This is a genomic window from Vibrio sp. VPAP30 (assembly GCF_001188205.1).
GTDB lineage: Bacteria > Pseudomonadota > Gammaproteobacteria > Enterobacterales > Vibrionaceae > Vibrio > Vibrio bivalvicida.
Map to the genome: position 1 here is coordinate 106,342 of NZ_LBLS01000022.1, position 16,542 is coordinate 122,883.

General features: G+C 44.5%; 10 protein-coding genes. 5 read left to right on the forward strand and 5 right to left on the reverse strand.

From position 1 onward, the window contains the following. Positions 1-22: 22 nt before the first annotated feature. Together tamB and tamA are read right to left on the reverse strand one after the other, a co-directional pair. Entirely contained in the window at positions 23-3,790 is a 3,768-nt protein-coding gene (tamB, locus tag ZX61_RS09600; protein WP_049844419.1) for an autotransporter assembly complex protein TamB, read from the reverse strand. Continuing rightward, on the reverse strand, positions 3,787-5,502 hold the full coding sequence (tamA, locus tag ZX61_RS09605) for an autotransporter assembly complex protein TamA (protein ID WP_049844420.1): 1,716 nt from the start codon (positions 5,500-5,502) through the stop codon (positions 3,787-3,789). Before tamA ends, tamB begins: the two co-directional genes overlap by 4 nt. 117 nt (positions 5,503-5,619) lie before the next feature. Here tamA and msrA point away from each other — a divergent pair, with 117 nt between their 5' ends. Beyond that, positions 5,620-6,246 (forward strand): peptide-methionine (S)-S-oxide reductase MsrA, encoded by a 627-nt coding sequence (gene msrA, locus ZX61_RS09610; protein WP_049844421.1) that lies wholly within the window; start codon positions 5,620-5,622, stop codon positions 6,244-6,246. Here msrA and ZX61_RS09615 read toward each other — a convergent pair. Together ZX61_RS09615 and ZX61_RS09620 are read right to left on the reverse strand one after the other, a co-directional pair. Then, positions 6,243-8,696 carry a GH39 family glycosyl hydrolase gene (locus ZX61_RS09615; protein ID WP_049844422.1) on the reverse strand — a complete coding sequence of 818 codons (2,454 nt, stop codon included), beginning with the start codon at positions 8,694-8,696 and terminating at the stop codon, positions 6,243-6,245. The two genes, msrA and ZX61_RS09615, sit on opposite strands and share 4 nt — an antisense overlap. A 40-nt stretch (positions 8,697-8,736) precedes the next feature. Next, positions 8,737-10,071: an MFS transporter gene (locus tag ZX61_RS09620; protein WP_049844423.1), complete on the reverse strand. Its 1,335-nt coding sequence runs from the start codon at positions 10,069-10,071 to the stop codon at positions 8,737-8,739. Between the two features lie 357 nt (positions 10,072-10,428). Here ZX61_RS09620 and ZX61_RS09625 point away from each other — a divergent pair, with 357 nt between their 5' ends. From ZX61_RS09625 to surE, 4 genes are all read left to right on the forward strand, one after another. Further along, positions 10,429-12,114: a glycoside hydrolase family 3 protein gene (locus ZX61_RS09625; protein ID WP_049844424.1), complete on the forward strand. Its 1,686-nt coding sequence runs from the start codon at positions 10,429-10,431 to the stop codon at positions 12,112-12,114. 54 nt (positions 12,115-12,168) lie between these two features. After that, positions 12,169-12,843, forward strand: a complete 675-nt coding sequence (gene pgmB / locus ZX61_RS09630; RefSeq protein WP_049844425.1) for a beta-phosphoglucomutase — start codon at positions 12,169-12,171, stop codon at positions 12,841-12,843. 76 nt (positions 12,844-12,919) lie between these two features. Next, entirely contained in the window at positions 12,920-14,218 is a 1,299-nt protein-coding gene (locus ZX61_RS09635; protein WP_049844426.1) for an OprD family outer membrane porin, read from the forward strand. 16 nt (positions 14,219-14,234) lie between these two features. Next, the gene (gene surE, locus ZX61_RS09640; protein ID WP_049844427.1) at positions 14,235-15,116 is read left to right on the forward strand and encodes a 5'/3'-nucleotidase SurE; all 882 of its coding nucleotides are present in this window, start codon (positions 14,235-14,237) and stop codon (positions 15,114-15,116) included. A gap of 145 nt (positions 15,117-15,261) precedes the next feature. On the opposite strand, the gene ZX61_RS09645 is transcribed toward surE, so the two are convergent. Continuing rightward, the gene (locus ZX61_RS09645; protein ID WP_049844428.1) at positions 15,262-16,542 is read right to left on the reverse strand and encodes an HD domain-containing phosphohydrolase; all 1,281 of its coding nucleotides are present in this window, start codon (positions 16,540-16,542) and stop codon (positions 15,262-15,264) included.

Here is a 16,542-nt window from a genome sequence, read left to right on the forward strand (position 1 = left end):
GACTCCTTTCGATGTTTACCGACTAATTGAACTCAAATTGATACAGAAGATCAACGGCGTTGGTCGCGCCAGATAATGCCTCAACATAGAGGTCTTGCATCAAGCGATAGCGCACGGTGAACTCACCGACAGACTCAAAAATACCAACGCCATACTTAACCTTTAAGCCGGGCAAAATATAACCACTTACTGTCACTTGAGAATCATTGCCGGACCCTGCGGTATCAACCTGAAGATCTTGTACCCCAAAGGCTTCGCCAATTTCCCCAACAACACGACCACTTTTCGCGAGACTTAAACCGATTAAGGTTGTTGTCATGGCATTACCACCCGTTTCGCCATCAATATCTTGACCACGTAACAAATAAGATAAAGCGTTCGACTGCGCCATCGCTGGCTCAGAAAAAATGGTCACTGTCGGCTCACTAACAGGCCCAGTCACTTTTACCCCAGCCGTCACATCATCTTTGGTGTTATCTGGGTTGCGAATAGCGGTAATTTGCAAGTAAGGCTGATCCACCGGACCATTCATTAGCACCTTACCTTCTTTAATTAACAGGTCTTGACCAAACGAGCGGTATGAACCATCGACGATATTGACCTCACCCGTAACAAAAGGCCCTTTGTCTCTCTGTGCTACATTGAGATTACCAACTAACTCCCCCTCTAGACCAAACGCTGAGAGCTTAAAATCATCGCCAATCTTAATATTGATATTGGATTGCACCGTGAAAGGCACTTGGTTTTTCTTATCAATAGGTTGCAGTTGATCATTAAGAATGACCTGATCTTTGGAGACGCTAATCGCACTTGGTGGCAACTCTTCGACCACGACACGTCCCCATGGCAAGGCGATGGTGCCATCGATACGCGCCAATTTAGGTGAAGCAGAGATGGTCATATCTGGTTGTACTTTGATTTTGACCATAGGCGGCACGTTGACTAGCAACTCCTCGGCAAAAACACGTACATTGGTACTCCAATCATTCAAGTCCTGCCAATCAGCATCACCCGCGAGTTCTAGCTTTCCGTCTGGAGTGTGAATAGAGGCAGCTAAGGTCGCGTCATAACCAGTAAAGTTAATGTTTAAGCGCCCTGAGTCTACTTCAACAGGAGAGATATCCCCTTTGAGCAAGATATCATCGACAACAAACTGGCCATTTACTTTAGGCTGCATTGCCGGGCCTGTGATCGCGAGATCGGCGGTAATGTTCGATTTGAGTTTACTGAACTCTCCGACTAGTGGGGCTAAGAAGTCTAAATTAAACGTGGTGAGCTTCAAACGCCCATCGATTTGCTTGTCGTCACTGAGCACATCGGGAATAGTGGCATTACCAGAAATATCACCATTATCGGTTACATCAAGTAACCACTCTGCGCTCAGCTTATTGTCTGTAAGTTGCGCCGTCAGTGTCGCGCTCTCCCAACCTAACTCTAGAGGTTGTTCAATCTTTTGAACCACTTCACCTTTGGCTAATTCGATCTTAGCCTTTACTTGTGGTGGCTGGTTATCACCCCACTTGGCCCACACATTGGCGTCTACTTGCCCTTGGAGTTGCGTTGTCTGAGGAATAAAAGTTTTGATCTGCTCAAAATCAAACTGACTTAACGCGAGCGCAGCTTCACCGCTTTGTCCAACCTTAATATCTTTCTCTAAACAGAGTGAAGAGTCGGCTTGCAACCAACAGTGGGCAGCAACAGAAACCTGCTCAGTCGCCATTTCAAAACCTAATGCGGTTGGCTGATTCAGTCGCCATTCACCTTGCTGCGAAGAGAGTCGCATCCGCTCAAGCTTACCTTGCCAAACGAGTTCAGGTTTATCGGTCAGTGAGCCTGTCAGAGCCAAACTCGTCGACACGATATTCGAATTCACATCCAGGTTAAGTTGATGCTTTTTCTGAGAGCCAGTAAAGTTCAAGCTCACGTCATCGATCACTTTGTCTTGATACTTAGCCTGATTAACCTTAAGCACTAATTGACCGCTTGGCATTGGCAGTGGTGTGATATTCCCCTTCATACTGAGCTTGCTAATCTGAGCCTGCTGTTGCCAATCAATCCCTTTAGCGACAAGGTTTAGCCCCACATCTGGCGCTTTTAAATCTCCACGCAGGGCCACTTCACCAGCAACACGTCCTTTTAAGTCTGGTACTGATTTAATTAAGTCTGGCAAGTTGAGTTCCAGATCCATCCGCCACTGTTTATCTAGCTCCCCGCTGGCTTTAATACTGTTGGGGCCATGAGAAAGCACTAGCTGCGGCGTTTTAACACTGAGCTCATTGTTGCCAGCCACATCTGCAGCGCTAACGCTACCTGCTATATTCAGCGGGTACTCTCGCAGTACACCATCAATATCGAGTTTCGGGACATCGACTTGCCATCCACCTTGCTCTGTCAAATTGCCGGAGGTTGACACTGCCCCACTGATATCGCCTTCTGCTTCTGGCCACTGTAAACCGGGCTGAATGTGAGCCAGTGTCAAGTTTGCTACCCAATTAATCGGCGCTTGCCAATCCACCATTACATCGCCAGAGATCGTTCCTCCCAGCGTGGCAATGTCCACTTGGCTCAATTTGATATGGGAGAGATCCCCTTTGCCTTGCAGCGAGAGAGACACATCAGGAAGTTGTACCCCTTTAAGAGCGGTATCTAGATCTAGGTTATAGCCATTAAGAGAGCCGTGAGCTTGAAGTTTATCTATCGAGGCAAAGTAATCCCCTTTTCCTTTTAACGGCCACTGCAGATCACCTTGGGTGACAGTAAAATCAAAAGGTAGTTCAGGCTTGAGTGGTTGCAGTTCCCCAGTAAGGAAAGCTTTGGCTAACCCTGCCAATTGAGCCGATAGCTGCAGCTTCGCCACACTACCATCCGCTTTGAGAGATATCGTTTGTCCTGCAGCCATCTCTTCTTTGATTGTCGCATCTAGTTGCAAGTCGAGTGGATAATCACCTTGCAGATCAATGTCTGTTTTTAGCTGCGCAGTCGCCTGCGGCACATCTAGTTCAAGCGTTTTGACCACCAATTTAGAATCTTTGGCGTTGGCCTCTAAGCCTAAATGGTTGACGATGACTGGCGTTGGTTGATCAAGCTTAAAGTCGTAAACATCAAGACGTACAAGATCAATTTGCAGTGGCATAACAATATTGGGGAGAACAATCTCTGTTGGTGTTGACGCTTGATTCTCTGGCGCGGCGGCTTGCTCATTTTCAGCCGGACTTTCCGCTAACTTAACTACTGGCGTTTTAAGTTCGGTTGCATTGATACGCAGGCGATTACCTTGAAATGATGCCCCAGAGGTAAACGAATCCCACGAGATCTGATTACCTAAAATATCCAGCTTAATATCGCTTAGCGCCAATCGACTTAACTTGATAGGAATTGGAGAGGTAATTTTAGCTGATGATGACGCCTCAGCTTGCTCTTGAGTTGGCGACGAACTTGGCGGTAACTCTGGCATAGCGAATGACAAACCATCAATCGCAAGTTCATCGATACAAACACCCGGCTCAGTAAAGCATGTCGCATTGACTGCAAGCGTTAGTGACCTTGCCTGAGTATCGACATGCAAGCTGTCATCTTTAAAAACAACATTGCTAAGGGTAAATCGAGGAAAAAACGCGCCTTGACTCGATCCAACTTTAAGCTGAGGAACAAACTTCTCAGCCCCCCACAAAACAAGGTTTAAGCCAGGATTAGTAAATAGTAATCCGCCCAGCGCAACTAAAACGCTGAGGAGTAAAATGAGTAAAGTGAGTGAAAGCCATTTTGACCACTTAATCACAACACGGGTCATAGCTCAGGTCCTAAAGTAAAGTGGATTTTAAATTCGTCGCCTTTATTTGCATCAAGCCCCCAAGCAAAATCAAGACGAATAGGGCCGACAGGGGAAGCCCAACGCACACCAACACCCGTACCGCGTTTAATATCTGGCTTATCATTAAACGCATCACCAACATCGTAAAAAGCCGCGCCCCACCAATCACCATATACGCGATATTGATACTCGATTGAGCTAGTCAGCATATATTTGGCACCGGTTAATTTATCGTCGGAGTCCTTGGGCGAGATGGACTCATAGCCATAACCACGGAGGTTATTATCACCACCCGCAAAGAAACGTAACGATGGCGAGAGCTTATTAAACTCTTCAGAAAAGTTGGCACCACCATTCAGTTTGAATATACCGCGGTGGTTTTGACCGGCACTACGAATCCAAGTTGTCGCACCAATCAAACGAGTGACTCGAGTCTCTGAGAGCGCATTAGGGTCGCCATACTCTAACGTAAAGCTTTGTCGATCACCCCAAGTTGGCATCGCGCCCCCTCGAACTCGGCTGCGAGAAAAAGTTATCCCTGGTAGCATAAACTGGGCACTATCTTCTTGTTTACCTTGAGTATAGTTCTCCAGCAGGTAGCGAACATACAGGGTGCGGTGCCAACCATTGTCAAGCACCCAGTGCCTTTCTAGCGCCAAGTTGGACTCAAGACTTTTCGTATCACGCTGATTGAGATTTTTCATCCCATATTGGATGCGATAATACTCATTAAGTGCATCTTCGAGTGGAATTCGGTATCCAGCGGTGATGGTTTGTTCTGGCTTGGAAATAGACAAACTACTATCAAAACTGTGACCGCGACTATTCACCCAAGGTTTCTTCCATTTGAGTGAACCTCTAACACCAACATCCGTTGCATAACCGATACCGGTTTCAAGTTTATTTCTTGCTTGTGGCGCGAGGGAGACTTTCATAGGTAACTCGCGCCCTTCACCTATCTTACTCAGGTCAGGCTCAACGAATACCGATGAAAACCAATCTGTATTGGAAAGATTCTGGTTGTACTCACCGACTTTGGAAGCCTGATAAGGGTCATTGGCTTGATAAGGCGATAAAGACGCGACCCTATCTTGATCAATTTGGCTGCCGGTTATGGTATTGGCACCAAAGTGGTAACGCATCCCGCTGTCAAAATGAAGGTGGATAAAGGCTTGGTTGAGGTCGGGAGCGACCTCCAATCGACTCGCGGTAAAGTCCCCTTCAAAGTAGCCCTTTTGCAAAGCGAGGTTGCGAATCGAAGATTTTAACGTGTCATACAAACTATGATTGAGCCGATCTCCCTGTTTTAAGCCACTGTTTTCAACCAGCGCGTTGAACTGAGGATCACTTTTCGCTTCACCTTCAATTTTAATGTCGATCTGCTGCAAAATAACCGCAGGTCCAGGATTCACATTGACGATCAACTCTGATTCATCTGGTGTGACAGTAAAATCAATCTCCGGGTGGTAGTAACCTAAAGCGTTAAGCGCTTCGATGATATTTTTCTCTATTCGCGCTTGGAAACGTAAACTGGTTTTATACTCAGTTTCAGGAATAGATGATAAGTAAGCTTCAACATTATCATTCAGCTCACCCTCTAGACCTTCTATCGAGAGGTCGACACTTTGTGCCCATACCGAAGGGGCAAAGGAAACAAGTGCGATTAGAACTGGTAAAGGTTTGCTGATCATGCTTAATTATCTGTCTACATCAAGTAAGGAAAAAATACCGCCACTAAAATAATAAGTCTGTACGAAAACAGTGAATTAGGCGGTCTATATAAAAAATACTCCAACAAGGAAATCACGATGCTCGACAAACAAACCATGATTACCGCCCAACAAGCTCTTCCAGGACGAGAGACGCCACTTGCACTCGATGACATTCATTTCGTCAATCAAACCAGTTTGACTGCAGAACCCGCAGAAGGTTGCGAGAAAATTCTACTTGGAATGGGCTGCTTTTGGGGAGCCGAGCGTCTGTTCTGGCAACTTGATGGCGTGGTAAATACCTCGGTTGGCTACGCGGGAGGTTATACGCCTAACCCAACCTATGAAGAGGTATGCAGCGGACAAACTGGCCATACAGAGATTGTACGTGTTGTTTTCAATCCAAGTATCATTAGCCTAGAGCAACTGTTGCAAGCTTTTTGGGAAAAGCACGACCCAACTCAGGGTATGAGACAAGGCAATGACCGCGGAACTCAATACCGCTCGGCCATCTATGTATACAGCGACGAACAATACCAAGCAGCGCTAGCATCTAAGCAAGCCTATCAAGTGCTACTCGGTGACGGTAATGGCGCCATCACCACAGAGATATTACCCGCAGGTAAATACTACTACGCCGAGAACTACCACCAGCAATATCTCGCTAAAAACCCGAACGGCTACTGTGGACTCGGGGGAACGGGTGTGTGTTTTCCTCCCAGCTAACTCTTTAAACTAATAAGAATTAGTTCAACCGCATGCTCAGAAAGAGAAGCGGATAACTGGAGCTTTCCGCCCGGATGAACTAGAGATTCCGACACCCGAGACGGCCAGGCATCACGTTTTAGCTGCGCTATATCATCTTCATCAAGGGGGCATGGTGCTCCCATCTTTTGCCATTCATCATAGGCCGAGCCATGTTCACGACTCAAGGTATAACGAGTTAAACGATAATGCCCTTTGGCAATATCCAGTTCAAAACAAAATTCTTGTTGAGGATGAGGGTTAAATGCACTGTAAGGATCGATGATTTCAATTGCCGAAATATCCCCACTCGCATACAGATCATCAAAATGGACATAATTGACCATCAAAATCTGAAACTCATTATCACTTCGACTGACTAGGTAGTTATTGTCGCGAGCAATGACCTGTTTACCCATCCGGTTCAGTAGAGAAATAGCATGATAGCTTGGCTTAGGGATCCCTTCTCGGGTTTGCAAACCAAAGCCACCATGAAAGGTGTCGATAGCTGGACCACGTTCATCAAAAAGATCGCTAAACGTCCATATTGCCAACGAATCCACCTTATCATAGAGTTTCAGCGCATTTTGGACGATAAAGGCAGCCGTATAGGCAGTATCTAACAGACGGTTCCCCCATACAGCAGATACATTCCACTCAGTAATATGCAGCTCTTTGATCGCTAACGGAGAGATGGCTTTTTTCCCTAGCTCAATTAATTCTCGACATCCATCGGGACCCATTGAGCGACGTGATACATTCTGGGTACTCTCCAAAGAATCAAAGGCGCCATACTTTTCTGGATATATATGGTAGGAAAAGAAATCTGGTTGTAGGTTCTCACGCACACAAAAAGCGACAAAGTTATCTAACCATGCCCCTTGGCTAAACGCCATGTGGCTAACTGAAGGACCACCAAGTCTGATGTTTCTATTTACCCTGCGTGCAGTTTGATAGGTTGCCAGATAGAGTTGATGGTAAGCATCTTGACTATCTGCCCAAAAAATCCCCTCCAAGTCAGGCTCGTTCCAAGCCTCGAAATACCAACTGGAAACTTCCTGTTCCCCATAACGTTCCAAGATGTTGTAGAAAAACTCACTGAGTAGATCTTGCCATAACTCTAACTGTTTTGGAGAAGTCACGTTTCCTCGCCACTGAGCTACTGTATGTTGCCCACTAGCAAGCAGTTCAGGAGTAAAGCCTAAGCAAACAAAAGGTTTTAAATTGAGTGATAGCAGGAAATCAAACAACTCATTGACGTAACGCCACTGATATCGCCCTGCTGAGACAACAATCTGCATCTGGTCAACAAATATCCCTTGGAAGCGTGCGTACTTGAACTTCAGCTCTGCCTGCGTATAACGCATTTGCTGTTGCACCTCAGCTTTTAACCCCTCATAAGCGCAACCAAATGTCATAATCTGACTCCAGACAGGCGTTAACGAACCAAGGCTATTACAGAGATTCAGTGTGGTTGTTTGCAGTTTTGTTTTAGGCTTAGGAGGGTGAGTAAGGGTTGTGCTCAAGTATTTGAATAGAGGTTTGTAAATGTCATTATCATCGACAGTCATGTAACTCGCCAGTGACGATACTGGGTAGGCTGCACTGCGCTGGCGACGCAGCTCTACTGGTGTAAGCTGATACTTCTCTCGAAACTTTCGATAAAACAACTTAGGGTCATTGAATCCACACTCTAATGCAATATCTGAGATTTTATCGCTACCCATTACGATTCGGTTGGAAGCTCGGTACAATCGATAGTCAAACAAATACTCTTGAAAAGCGATGCCCATCCTCTCTTTAAAAAAACGAGATAAGTGATGTACGGTGACACACTCCTTTTCCGCTAACTGCTGCAATTGTATACGTTCACCATAGTGTTGCTCTATGTACTGAACGATACGAGTTAATCGCTCTAGCTCTCTTTCTCGTAATTGCTGATGATTTTTTTCAACAAGATGTGTGGGAAAGCTTGTTACCAGTGTCTCGATCAGGGCCATCAGCTCCTGTTCAATAGTAAATTTGAACCAGTGCTTTTTTTTCACAAAAGACCAAATGATTTTGGCTAAATGAGCGCGTACCCGATCAAAGTTCTCCTGTTCCCACTCCTTAATGCTATTGCAATCAAAGACAACGTGAAGCAATTCCGGATAAAAGTTACTAAGCATATCCGGAGAAAACTGAATCGCTAACAATACATTGTCTTCAGAAGTGGCCTTAATGGCATGAAGTTCATTCGGGTTCAGCAACAAAAGATCATCCGCTTGCATCACAAAGTGCTGATTCTCCTTCTGAACATCAACACTCCCCTTCAACACCATAAGAAGTTCTAGTTCATGATGCCAATGAGCTGTTACATCTAAGATAGAATGAACATAAATTTTGACGTTTAGACCTTCTTCCAAGCGTACAAGCTCATGTCTGTATTGCATCTCAAACTCCCTAATTACACCCAAATACCTTAAAGAAAGACTATTCAGCTCTGATCGCAGCTAACTCCTTTTGCATCTGCTCACTCACCTGCTTGTTTATCGGGTATAGCGTCAGGACAGCTGCATTGGCGAGAAAACCGATGGCAGGCATTATGCTCATCATTAATAAAATACTGTGCAAGGTTTGAGGGTTCTGAACCTCACCAGCTTGATAGCCGAACATTGATAGCATAACGCCAGAAATAACCCCGCTAATCCCCATCCCAAATTTATGTGAGAAAGTAACAGAGCTTGTAGTTAATCCTATCACTCGTTTTCCTTGCTTCCACTCACAATAATCCGCTGCATCAGCAACCATTGCCCACATGATTGGCACGCTCACTCCCTGCGCTGTCATCACTAACAAGAAAATACCATATACCAAAACAATGTTGTCGGTTGGCAACCAATACAGTGTTGAAACCAAAAGCGCTGCGATGAACTGCGCATAGATCATTGTTTGCTTTTTACATGCCTTCCTTGCCAAGAGTCCCGTGATGACTACACCAATCAGCATGCCAATATTGCCTGACACAAAAAAACCAGTGGCGAGCTCTGTGTTGCCTACGTTGTAACGGAAATAATACATTCCAACGCCAAATGGAAGCATGGTAAAGCTAAAACATAATACTCCAACCAGTAACAGTACCCACCACGCTCGATTGCGTAATACGACGCTAAGATCATGCTTAATTGAGGCAGGATTACCGACTGGCTTGATTCGCTCTTTAGTTAGCGAAAACATGGCTAGAAATAAAACCACAGCAAGCGTGGCAAAAATCATCATCGCATATTGAAATCCTTGCTGCTGATTCCCTGCTCCTAAATAGTTAACTAAAGGTAAAGTGGCTCCGGAAATAACTAACATCGCGAAAAAGCCACAAAACATACGAAAGCTCGCCAGTTGAGTACGCTCCTTAGGGTCAGGGCTCATGATCGTTGGCAAGGATGAGTAAGGAATATTCACCACGGTGTAGCACAGCATTAATACAATATAGGTAATGTAGGCATACACGAGTTTTAAGTTAGGTGCCCAATCAGGAGTAGTAAAAGTAGCCACAGCGAGTACGCCTAACGGCAATGCACCAAACAAAATGTATGGACGGAATTTACCCCATCGAGTTTGCGTCCGATCGGCAATCGCTCCCATTAAGGGATCGCTGATTGCGTCTATCATTCGAGCAACAAAAAACAAAGTACCAACCGCAGCTGCCGAAAGACCATAAACATCCGTATAAAAGTACATTAGAAAGGTGGTGACAGTGGCGAAGATTAGGGTACTCGCTAAATCACCCAAACCATACCCAAGCTTTTCTTTCAGATTAAGAGTTTCCATCATTATTGCCTATTTGAGTTTTCTTTTAGTGTTGCTTTATTAGCCAACAGTCATAAGGCACCTATTTGATACACTTTATGGGTGTTTTTTGTGGTCATAATAAAAATGTGAATTCACTCAATAATCTTCTTACCTCGTAAACCACAAGATAAGACTTTATAAGTCAATGAAAAATCGCGAATGTCCGCAGTATTCAAACTGATTTTAGATAGCCGCTACAACACAAAGTCCTAGCTATGCCAGATCACACTTTTTCTCTAACCACAAAGATCACCCATATAGGTCGTTAAACCACTACGAAGTTTGTTGAGACTGTATTCCATAGACTGAATGCAAACCGAATGAGGAGCATCAACTATGGATCTAACAACAAACCCCTTCTACTTAAACAGTGAAGAGATCAACTGGGTAGAAACCACTTTGGCCTCAATGACACTTGAAGAAAAAATCGGCCACCTCTTTTGCCCAATAGGCCTTAGCGCTGAACAAGCCGATCTAAAACAAATGCTGGAACAGTACAAGCCTGCTGGCATTATGTTTCGCCCCGGCGAGCTAGACGAAACGCAACAAGTTCACTCTTACCTACAACAGCACAGTAAGATTCCTATGCTGATCGCAGCCAATCTAGAGAGTGGAGGAAACGGCGCTGTCATTGAAGGAACCGAATTTGGCAGCCAAATGCAAGTTGGAGCGACAGCTGATACCAAGATGGCCACCGAACTGGGCAATGTTGTCGCCAAAGAAGGTCGTGCCGTCGGATGTAACTGGGCATTTGCGCCCGTTATCGATTTAGATATCAATCCGCATAATCCTATCACCAATACACGCACATATGGCAGTGATCCGGAACTCGTGGCTGCCATGGGTAGAGCCTATGTCGAAGCCGTTCAATCACATGGCATGGCAACATCTATCAAGCATTTCCCCGGAGATGGTATCGACTATCGCGACCAGCACCTCGTCATGTCCGTGAACACTCAACAGCCAGATGAGTGGGACAGCACCTTTGGCCAAGTCTATCAGCACTCAATCGATGCAGGAGCATTGACGGTAATGGCAGGACATATAGCGCTACCAGCTTACTCTAAAAAATTGAATCCACAGCTGAGCGATAAGGAAATTATGCCAGCTTCACTTGCACCTGAGCTGCTCAATGACCTGTTACGCGGTCAACTTGGCTTTAACGGAATGATCGTTTCTGATGCAACAAGTATGGTTGGCTTCACTGTTGCCCTTCCCCGGGAACAAGCTGTCCCTATGACTATTGCAGCAGGGTGCGACTTGTTCCTATTTAACAAAGATCTTGATGAAGACTTTGAGTACATGCGTAAAGGGATCGAAACTGGCTTACTTTCAGTAGAGCGCGTCGACGAAGCCATCACTCGCACGCTAGCAACCAAAGCTGCTCTCGGCTTACACAAGCGGGATCTGACGGCTGAATTGGATAAATCGGTCGTTGGCTGCAAACAACATAAAGAATTAGCGAGTGATTGTGCCGATAAATCCATCACTTTAGTCAAAGATCTAAACCAAACCTTACCTTTGAACTTGGAACAGCACAGCCGTGTACTACTGATTGGTTTAGGTGATGAGCCAGATATGTTTGGCTTTGAATCAAGCACAACCGAGTCTTTTAAAACAGAGCTTGAATCAAATGGATTCAACGTATCGGTCTACGATACCTCGGAATTCACCATGAGAGATATGATGCAACCCGTACAGGCGTTCATCGAAGATTACGATCTTGTTATCTACACAGCCAAATTTAAAACCGCAAGCAACAAAACCACATTGAGAATTAATTGGGCCAGACCTATGGGCATCGATGCTCCATGGTTTAGCCAAGAAATTCCAACGTTATTCATTTCCTTTGGTAGCCCATACCACCTGATGGATGTGCCAAGGGTTCCAACTTACATCAACGCTTATACCGCTAACCAACACACTATTGAAGCGGTCGTCAACAAACTCCTTGGTCGCTCATCATTTACAGGAGTGAGTCCTGTTGATGCCTTTGTTGGTCAGTGGGATACCCGCCTTTAATAATATATTTGGCGGGCAATCTAAACCGTTTTGCCCGCTGTAATAGGAGACAACATGTTACTACCCAATACAGCAATTTTTGACCTTGATGGTGTGCTTGTCGATACCGCAAAATTTCACTATTTAGCTTGGAAAGATATTGCAACTCAGATCGGGCTTTCATTTACCGAGGCAGATAATGAACGCTTAAAAGGTGTTAGTCGTTCACATTCACTCGATATAATTTTAGACATCAACAATCAATCCATGTCTGATTGTAATAAAAGAACCTGGTTAGAAAGAAAGAACAGAATATATAAAGAACATATTAGTACCCTTTCAGATAAGGATATATTACCCGGAGTGTTTGAAACTCTCAATTTATTTAAAAAAAATAATATAAAGATTGCATTAGGTTCAGCAAGTAAAAATGCAAAGCAAATATTATCAGCCACAGGAATAGAGTCATATTTTGATGCCATTGTTGACGGTAACTGCGTAGTAAAAGCGAAGCCCAATCCTGAGGTCTTTATACAAGCCGCTCTAAAACTCTCTGCAAAGCCAACAGATTGCACAGTATTTGAGGATGCGCAAGCTGGTGTTAAAGCTGCTATTGCAGCAAACATGTCAGTTGTCGGTATCGGAGATAGTTCACAGCTTAAAGAAGCAAATTATGTCGTCAGCAACCTAGAACAATACTTGACCATGATCACTAATTTATCTCCAGCACAAAATCCACCTAATAAATAACATCAATATCTACCAAGGATATAAGAGATAAAATTATTAATATAAAAACTGAGTTATAAAGATATAAAGGAAATATATGAAACTCTTACCTACCACTACAAATATATTATTATTTTCTAGTTTGTCTTCAATACCTTTTTTAAGCACTGCTGACTTGTTAGAAGATAGTAAATTGGATCTATCAACGCGAAATATCGCCATGTATTTAGACCAAGATACCAAGGACGACAAAGATCAATTTGCTTGGGCACAAGGTATAGCGATTGACTATCAATCTGGCTACTTAGCTGACTTCATTGGCTTTGACGCCAGTTATGGTGGCGCAATTAAGCTTGGTGCCAACGACCACTTTCAAGGCCGTAACCTATTACGAGATAACAACGGTAACGCAGAAAGCTTCAATAAAATGACTCAAATCTACACTAAGCTGCAATGGCAAAATGAAGAAGCGTTTGCTCGTGGATATGTAGGTTGGCGTCAACTCCACAAGCTTGGTGCCATCACGATTTCACGCAGTCGTGCAGTAACGAGCAGCTACCAAAGTGTTAGCGGCGAGTTTGGTTACAAAGGTTTGTTATTACGCGGGGCTTATACTGATCGCTTCTCTGATAGAGACTCACCACTCAAAGAACGTTTTACTACTCTAAGCGGAAAGGCTATTGATGATATTATCACCGGCGATATCAGCTACCGCTGGGGCAAAAAAAACTCAATTTTAGCTTTTAGTGGTCAGAGCCAAGATTACTTGCGACGCAATGGCGTTGAGGTGAAATGGCAAACACCTATTGGTGAGAAAGAATCTCTGACAGTCAGTGGTTACTGGTATCAAAACAAAGGTCTAGAAAACTGGGAAGGAATTCCATTCGACGACGAAGCATACCACTACAACCTAAATTTAGATTATCAATTTTCTAGCTGGATTGTCGGGGCCAGTTACGCATATACAGATGCCAAGCGAGAAAATGGTCTGGGCATGTTCTACTGGGATTTAGGTAAGAACACCGACGGTAATTTTAATAGCCGAGCAGATGGAACCGGGACTGACTTTAACAAAGATGGCGAGCATATGATTGCGATGCAGGCAATGTATGACATGAGTGCCGCAGGTGTTCCTGGTTTGAAGCTTGGCAGTCGCCTCACCTACGGTTTCGGCATGGAATATCAAGGGCAAGAAATTGACGAAGCTAGCCTAGATCTGCTTGCTATGTATAAGTTCTCATCCGTTAAAGGCCTGAGTGCCATGCTGGGTGTTGGCCCTGGTTATTCCTACGCTATGGATGGAGCCATGAATCCAGTCATCGAAAATGGTAGCTGGAGAAGAGCACCAACCATCGGTGGCACCTTTATGCTTGATTACAAATTTAACCTGCTTTAATCGACAAGGATATCTTATGAAATACTCAGCACTATTTGCTCTAACCGCATGTTCCTTGACTCCAATGGCAACACTAGCCAATACGCCTGAGCCACTACGAATCTTGGTAGTCAGTGATGATGGTTGTAAAAGCGAGGGCAGCCAAGCCTTGTTCAATGCTCTCAATAAACAAGGTTACGATGTTTGGCTTTCTGGGCCACTCAATAACCAAAGTGGAATGGGAACAGCAGTAACATTCAAAATTGGTAAGCAGCTTAACTATGAGAAGATCGCGGACAAACAGTATTGTTTTGACGGTACCCCTGTAGACTCAGTGCTGTTTGGTTTAACAGCCTTAATGGCAGATCAAAAGCCCGACCTTGTCATCTCTGGAGTCAATGACGGACCGAATGTAGGCGTCAATCAGTTTAACTCTGGAACAGTCTCCGCTGCTGCTCGCGCAGTGCGACATGGCATTCCAGCTTTAGCTGTATCGATGGGATTTCGCTTAGAGGAGGCGAATGATGGTTTCCCAAGCTCTTTTGAATACATTCCAGCAGCGGTTAAGCATACTTTAGAAGTTGTCGACAAACTAAATAAACAACACAAAGCAGGTAATGAACTATTACCTAAAGGTACTGGACTGAGTATTAACTACCCTCCCTATCCGAAGAGTGAGTTAAAGGGTATCGAGTATGTCGCGAATGAAGAGCAACCAGACTACAACTACTTCTTTAAGCTGGCTGAGAGTGGTAAAACAGTTCAAGAGCTTAACTTTGAACCATTCAAGCAAGCCTCTGATGAGAGTATTACGAATGATACGACTCAACTTATGCGTAAGCATATTACGTATACCGTATTCCAAGCCCATTGGAATGCCCCTCAATGGGAGGATGAGTACCAAGCAATACTTAAATAAGTATGATGCTAACTAGTCAGCGCATGGCTATATGTGCAAAAGCTTATTGCATAATCAGCAATTAAATAACCCGTATGCAAATGCGGAGTGTAGTGCTGGGTGTCAGTTATTTATCGAAAGCCATGACTAGCGTCAGTTTGTGCGATTAAACCACATAGGCAAAATGGCGCTTATTTTGCTTTTCTAAGCCAATCAAACGTTGCAGCATGTCACCATTCAGAATGCTGCCACGTTTTATCAGAACTTGGCCATTGGTTAGGCGTACATCCCTTTTAATCTCATCCCCAACCCTAAGTTCTCGTAAAGGGACGGAGTATTCCATAGAGTTATCGCTGTTTTGGCGTTTTTCAGACACCATTTTTAGATAGGCTTTCAAGATAGCGGGATCATAGTGTACTTCTGCGAGTTCCTGTAATTTCTCGGCAGCTTGCATTGGTGAACTTCGCTTTGCTGGATCAACATGAGTAACGGTCAAGTAGTCATAGTCTTTGACTACGCGAACAATCTTAGCAGTCAGGGGGATGTCCTGTTGTTTGAGATGCATTGGATAGCCCGTGCCATTCAAGTTTTCATCTTGATGCCGAATGCCCATAACCACATCTTTCAGGAGGTCACTATCGCTCAATGTCTCGTAGGCCAAGGAGCCAAAACAGCAAGGGCTAAGATGGTGATTAGCAAAGTTATCTGGTATTTCATTACCACTAGAGAATACGAGCCCGATCGGGTGCAACAATGCACAGCGATATACTCGCTCAGCAACTCGTGGTGATACGCCCAAGTATACGGCTAACTGTTTAGCGTGATTGGCCACTCTATCGATATCACATTGTTGATACCAAGATTGGGCAATCGCAGCAGCTAACAGTACATTCGACAAATCCTGAGAAAAGGTTTGGTAGCGATGTAACAAAAGATCATGTTGCTGTTTGAGTTCAGCGAGCTGCGTCTGCGCTTGCGTGGATGAAGCTAATAGCTGACTGTTTTGTTCGCTATAAGCGCTATTTTCCTGCTCTAGTTTATGAGCGTGCTGCTTGAGGCCAATGTTCATTTGGTACTGAGTGGCCATCTGACTTAACAGCACTTTCAAATCTTCAGTGTCCCAAGGTTTGGCAATAACATGGTGAATCTTACCCTCGTTAATAGCACTGACTAAAGTACGGTAATCAACCCCACCGGAGAATGCAATCCGTATCGCATGAGGCTGAATTAAAATAGATTCACTTAAAAACCGGGCGCCCCCCATACCCGGCATGCGCATGTCAGACATAATAATTGCCACTTCGTTGTCACCTAAGTAGACCAAAGCTTCAAGGGGGCTATTAAAAGTTACAACTTCATACTCCTTCCTCAGCAAACGACTCAGAGATTTGGTGATCTGAACTTCATCATCAACAACCAATAGCCTCCTCTGTTCTCTATCTGGCAT

Excerpts from the sequence above, each read along its gene's own strand:
- tamB (WP_049844419.1), bottom strand. The coding sequence starts at position 3,790 with ATGACCCGTGTTGTGATTAAGTGGTCAAAATGGCTTTCACTCACTTTA.
- tamA (WP_049844420.1), bottom strand. The coding sequence starts at position 5,502 with ATGATCAGCAAACCTTTACCAGTTCTAATCGCACTTGTTTCCTTTGCC.
- msrA (WP_049844421.1), top strand. The coding sequence starts at position 5,620 with ATGCTCGACAAACAAACCATGATTACCGCCCAACAAGCTCTTCCAGGA.
- ZX61_RS09615 (WP_049844422.1), bottom strand. The coding sequence starts at position 8,696 with ATGCAATACAGACATGAGCTTGTACGCTTGGAAGAAGGTCTAAACGTC.
- ZX61_RS09620 (WP_049844423.1), bottom strand. The coding sequence starts at position 10,071 with ATGGAAACTCTTAATCTGAAAGAAAAGCTTGGGTATGGTTTGGGTGAT.
- ZX61_RS09625 (WP_049844424.1), top strand. The coding sequence starts at position 10,429 with ATGGATCTAACAACAAACCCCTTCTACTTAAACAGTGAAGAGATCAAC.
- pgmB (WP_049844425.1), top strand. The coding sequence starts at position 12,169 with ATGTTACTACCCAATACAGCAATTTTTGACCTTGATGGTGTGCTTGTC.
- ZX61_RS09635 (WP_049844426.1), top strand. The coding sequence starts at position 12,920 with ATGAAACTCTTACCTACCACTACAAATATATTATTATTTTCTAGTTTG.
- surE (WP_049844427.1), top strand. The coding sequence starts at position 14,235 with ATGAAATACTCAGCACTATTTGCTCTAACCGCATGTTCCTTGACTCCA.
- ZX61_RS09645 (WP_049844428.1), bottom strand. The coding sequence starts at position 16,542 with ATGCCAGATAGAGAACAGAGGAGGCTATTGGTTGTTGATGATGAAGTT.